Annotated in this window: 5 protein-coding genes; 3 read left to right on the forward strand and 2 right to left on the reverse strand. The window is 61.9% G+C overall.

The window, feature by feature from the left end; translation table 11 throughout:
* Nucleotides 1-316: 316 nt before the first annotated feature.
* A complete protein-coding gene (gene inhA / locus HNQ83_RS21130; RefSeq protein WP_175390737.1) occupies nt 317-1000 on the reverse strand; it encodes an isonitrile hydratase in 684 nt (227 codons plus the stop codon).
* 88 nt (nt 1001-1088) lie between these two features.
* Here inhA and HNQ83_RS21135 point away from each other — a divergent pair, with 88 nt between their 5' ends.
* Nucleotides 1089-2072 carry a GlxA family transcriptional regulator gene (locus HNQ83_RS21135; protein ID WP_175390728.1) on the forward strand — a complete coding sequence of 328 codons (984 nt, stop codon included), beginning with the start codon at nt 1089-1091 and terminating at the stop codon, nt 2070-2072.
* Nucleotides 2073-2102: 30 nt separating this feature from the next.
* Here the strand turns inward: HNQ83_RS21135 and HNQ83_RS21140 are convergent, their stop codons facing one another.
* Nucleotides 2103-2489, reverse strand: a complete 387-nt coding sequence (locus HNQ83_RS21140; RefSeq protein WP_175390729.1) for a hypothetical protein — start codon at nt 2487-2489, stop codon at nt 2103-2105.
* Nucleotides 2490-2794: 305 nt separating this feature from the next.
* Between HNQ83_RS21140 and HNQ83_RS21145 the strand changes: the two genes are divergently transcribed.
* On the forward strand, nt 2795-3967 hold the full coding sequence (locus tag HNQ83_RS21145) for an MFS transporter (RefSeq protein WP_175390730.1): 1173 nt from the start codon (nt 2795-2797) through the stop codon (nt 3965-3967).
* Nucleotides 3968-4148: 181 nt separating this feature from the next.
* A complete protein-coding gene (locus tag HNQ83_RS21150) occupies nt 4149-4883 on the forward strand; it encodes an alpha/beta fold hydrolase (RefSeq protein WP_175390731.1) in 735 nt (244 codons plus the stop codon).
* The last annotated feature ends 253 nt before the right edge of the window (nt 4884-5136 follow it).

Consider the following 5136-nt stretch of genomic DNA (forward strand, 5'->3'; position numbering starts at 1 on the left):
TTACACGCGATGGTAGTTATATCTTCTGTTACAAATTGGATCCCATGCGTATTCTGGCCCCATCCACTGACGCACAGGGAGTGCTCAGGATCATGGATGATCGGCCATTTGCAGGGAATGCTGACGACAGGGAGTCGTAATGGTCTTGGAAGAACCCGCTTCGGCGGGTTTTTTTATGGGCGTATGAAAAACGCGGCGCGACAAAAAATACTGTAGGAGCGAGCCTTGCTCGCGATGGACTCAAGAGCGCAGCGTTTAACCAGTAGACGCGCGTTATCGTTGACGACCATCGCGAGCAGGCTCGCTCCTACAGAAATCAGCGTTCGAGCTTTGCCGCCGCACGCTCGGTGATGTGCGTACGCTGCTTCAATGACCCGGCGGCGCGCTGACGGGCCTCCTGCAGAACCCGGGCCGGCGCGGTTTCCGGACTGCCGGCCTGGAACGGCGGTGCCGGCGCGTATTCCAGCTGCAATTGCACCAGCTCGGCCGTGTCGCGATCGAACAGCTCGGCGGCCAGGGTCAGGGCAAAATCGATACCCGCGGTGATCCCGCCACCGGTCAGCAGATTACCGTCGCGCACCACCCGATCCTTCACCGCAATGGCTCCCAATGGCGCCAGCAACTCGTGATAGGCCCAGTGAGTGGTGGCACGTTTGCCCTTGAGCAATCCCGCTGCACCGAGTACCAACGCTCCGGTACACACCGAGGTGACGTAACGCGCATTGGCGGCCTGTGCCCGGATGAAATCCAGCGCCTGATCATCTTCCATGAGCGGCCCGACCCCGCTGCCACCGGGCACGCAGATCACGTCGAGCGCAGGGCAGTCGTCGAAGGTGGTGGTCGGTATGAGCAGCAGGCCGGTGCTGGCGGTGACGGGCATCAGGTCTTTCCAGATCAGGTGCACCTTCACATCCGGCAACGAAGCCAGCACGTCATAGGGGCCGGTCAGGTCGAGTTGTTGCACTTGTGGAAACAACAGAAAACCGATCTGTAAGGTCATGGTGTTTTTCTCCTGAAGTGGGTAGACGCCTTCACTGTAGGCGCCTAGGATTTGGCGCATACGCCAATCACCCCACGAATTACGCCAAATGCCGAAAACCATCCACGTGCTTGCGTTCGCCAATGTGCAATTGCTCGACGTCACCGGACCGTTGCAGGTATTCGCGTCGGCCAACGACATCGCCCGCCAGCAAGGTGCCCCGGCACCTTATGCGCCTTCGGTGATCGCCAGCGGCGGCGGGGCGGTGATGTCGTCGTCGGGGCTGGCGGTGCTGGCCGAACCCTTGCCCGAGCAGGGCAGCGATACCTTGATCATCGCCGGCGGCTGGGGTGTTTATGCGGCGGCGGAGGATCAGCCACTGGTGACGTGGGTGCGCGAACATGCCGCGCAGTGCCGGCGAGTGGCATCGGTGTGCACCGGGGCGTTCCTGCTGGCGGCCAGCGGTTGGCTTGATGGTCGGCGCGTCGTCACCCACTGGACCCGCTGCGAGCAGTTGGCGCAGCAGCACCCGCAACTACAGGTCGAACCCAATCCGATTTTCATCAACGATGGCCCGGTCTGGACCTCGGCCGGGGTGACCGCCGGCATCGACCTGGCACTGGCGATGGTCGAGGAGGACCTCGGCCGCAACATGGCCCTGGAAGTCGCCCGGCAACTGGTGGTGTTCCTCAAGCGGCCCGGTGGCCAGTCGCAATTCAGCGTAACTTTGGCTTTGCAGAAAGAAGGCAACCGGTTTGACGATCTTCATGCCTGGATCAGCGAAAATCTCACCAAGGATCTCGGCATCCCCACCCTGGCCCTGCAAGCCGGCATGAGCGAGCGCAGCTTCGTGCGCCACTACCGCGCCGACACCGGCCAGACCCCGGCCCGGGCCATTGAGTTGATCCGCGTCGAAACGGCACGGCGCCTGCTCAGCGATACCGGCGTGCCGATCAAACGAGTCGCCGTGCAATGCGGGTTCGGCAGCGAAGAAACCCTGCGTCGCAGTTTTCTGCGGGCCATGGGGGTGACGCCGCAGGCTTATCGCGAGCGGTTTTCCGTCAGCGTTGCCGCGGATCCAGTAATGCCTTGAGTGTGGCTCTCGACGGACATCCGGGTGTCGCTACTCAACTTCCGCCACCTGATTGAAATACTTCGCCCGATCCGGGGTAAACGTCACCACCATCCGCGTGCGGGTGCAGGTCAGCGCCCGCTCTTCGCTCAAATCCACGTCCAGGTCCTCCCCGCGCAAACCCTGCCATTGGGCGAGGTACTTGAGGGAACCGTACTTCTCGAGTTTTTTCAGGCTGCGGCTGACGCCACCTTTCCAGCCGAGCACCGGCAGTTCGCCGGCGAGGCATTGTTGGGCGAGATCGGGAAAGCGGGCGGCGCGCTGGCGGCCGATTTCCCAGCATTTGATCAGGCCCTTGTCGTGGGCGTCCCACAGTTCGTCGCGATTCAGGCCGGTGCGAAGGGGGAGGTCGATGCTGCGGTGGATGCGTTGGGTCATTCTTTTTCCTTGAATTCGGGTTGGGTTGGACAGCTCCGCTGTGCCCGTTGAGGCGGGATGTTAGGTGGGGATGTAACGGCTGGCAACAGGGTATTTCCGGGTGTGAAAGGTGAGGATTGTTTAAGGAATGTAGGACATTGGCCTGCGCAAGCCTTCAGCTCACTCCCGCGGTTGAATGGTGTACGCCGCTCATTGTGGGAGCGAGCCTGCTCGCGAAGAGGCCTTCACATTCAACCAACAATTCCATCCTTTCACCCCGATCTGCGTTTATGGCAAGTTGCACGCCCTTATCGAGGCCGAACCCCATGGCAAACCCCTATCGCGAACTGTTCAAAGCCCCTGGCGCCAGAGCTTTCGTGCTGGCCGGGATGATCGCGCGCATGCCGATTTCCATGACCGGCATCGGCCTGATCACCATGCTTTCGCAATTGCAGGGCGGCTATGGCCTGGCCGGGGCGGTGGCGGCGACTTTTGCGCTGGCCACGGCGTTTTGTGCGCCGCAGGTGTCGCGACTGGTGGACCGTTTTGGTCAGCGGCGGATCCTGCCGGTGTCGGCGCTGATCGGCGGCGGGGCGTTGTTGCTGGTGTTGCTCTGCACCCGCTTGCAGGCGCCGCAATGGACCCTGTTCGTGTTCGCCGCGCTGGCGGGTTGCATGCCGAGCATGTCGGCGATGGTGCGGGCGCGCTGGACCGAGTTGTATCGTGGACAGCCGCAACTGCAGACCGCCTATGCCCTGGAGTCGGTGCTGGACGAGGTCTGCTTTATTGTCGGGCCGCCGTTGTCGGTGGGCCTGTGCGTGGTGGCGTTTCCCGAGGCGGGGCCGTTGGCGGCGTTGCTGATGCTGGGCATCGGCGTCACGGCGTTTGTCCTGCAACGCGGTACCGAACCGCCGGTACATCCCCACGAAGCCCATCATTTCGGCTCGATCATTCGTTCCGTGGACATCCAGTTGTTGCTGCTGTTGATGGTTGCCATGGGCACCATCGTCGGGGTGATCGATGTGGTCAGCGTGGCCTTCGCCCAACATCAGGGCCAACCGGCCGCCGCGAGCATCGTGTTGTCGGTGTACGCCATCGGTTCCTGTCTGGCTGGACTGGCCTTCGGCGCGCTGCGCTCGAAGGTGCCGTTGCCACGATTGTTTCTCTACGGCGGGGTGGCGACAGCGGTGACGACCTTGCCGCTGCTGCTGGCGATAAACATTCTCGGGTTATCGCTGGCGGTGTTCGTCGCCGGGCTGTTCTTCGCCCCGACCTTGATTGTTGCGATGGCACTGGTGGAGCAGATCGTGCCGCCGGCCAAGCTCACCGAAGGCCTGACCTGGCTGGTCACCGGATTGAGCATCGGCGTGGCGATAGGCGCCGCCAGTTCCGGCTGGCTGGTGGATGCGTTCGGGGCGCGCAGCGGGTTTTGGGTGGCGATTGCGGCGGGGGTGGTGGTGCTGGGTTCAGCAGTGCAAAGCTATCGCCATTTGAAGTGATGATTTTCCTGTAGGAGCGAGCTTGCTCGCGATGCGTTAGAGACCGCCGCGGGGTGTCAGGCACCCAGCATTATCGTTGGCGACCATCGCGAGCAAGCTCGCTCCTACAGGACTGTCATACGACTAATTTTCTGCGGCGATCATCCGTTCTCCTCTACAGACAACTTTCGAGGTAAGCCCGGTGACCCAGCTGACATTGCTGTGCCTGCCCTATTCGGGCGCGAGCGCCATGGTTTACAGCCGCTGGCGCAATAAGCTGCCGCAGTGGCTGAAAGTGCAGCCGGTGGAGCTGCCGGGGCGGGGCGCGCGATTCGGCGAGCCATTGCACACCGACATGCGACGCCTGGCACAGCAACTGGCGCAGGAACAGAAAACCACGCTCAAGGCCCCCTATGCCTTGTTCGGCCACAGCCTCGGCGCATTGCTGGCCTGTGAAATGGCCCATGCGTTTCGCTCGCTCGGCTGTCCTGAGCCCGTCGCACTGTTCGCCTCAGGCACCGCCGCGCCGACAATGCGCGAGGACTACGACCGCGGATTCGCCGAACCCAAGACCGATGCCGAACTGATCGAGCAACTGCGCACCCTCAACGGCACCAGCGAGGAAGTGCTGGCCAACGAAGAGCTGATGAGCCTGACACTGCCGATCCTGCGCGCCGACTTCCAATTGTGCGGGCGTTTCGAGCCCCTGCAGCGACCCTTGCTCAAGTGTCCTGTGCATGTGCTTGGCGGCAAGGCCGACCGGGCTACCACCGAGCAATTGATCGGCTGGAGCCAGGAAACCCGCGGCAGTTTTTCCGTGGACATGCTCGCTGGCGGGCACTTCTTCATTCATGAGCATGAGGCCAAGGTGCTGAAGGTGATCAAGGATCAGCTTGAAGTGCATCATCGGCGGCATGCCATGGTTGCGGCTGGTTAACCAATCTCAAACTTTCCTCAATCCCTGTGGGAGCGAGCCTGCTCGCGAATGCGGTCCTTCATTCAACATCGATGTTGGCTGATACACCGCCTTCGCGAGCAGGCTCGCTCCCACAGTGGTTGATGGCGTCTCCCACACCGCGCTTCACCTCCCTCCTGACAATTATTCTCATTCGCTAATTTTTCCGGTCTGCATTCGTTTTATAGGGACGACGTGCCTTTGTGCTTCCCGCCACTGATCCGGATACCCAGAA

The organism is Pseudomonas sp. C2B4 (assembly GCF_013359695.1).
Classification (GTDB): Bacteria; Pseudomonadota; Gammaproteobacteria; order Pseudomonadales; family Pseudomonadaceae; genus Aquipseudomonas.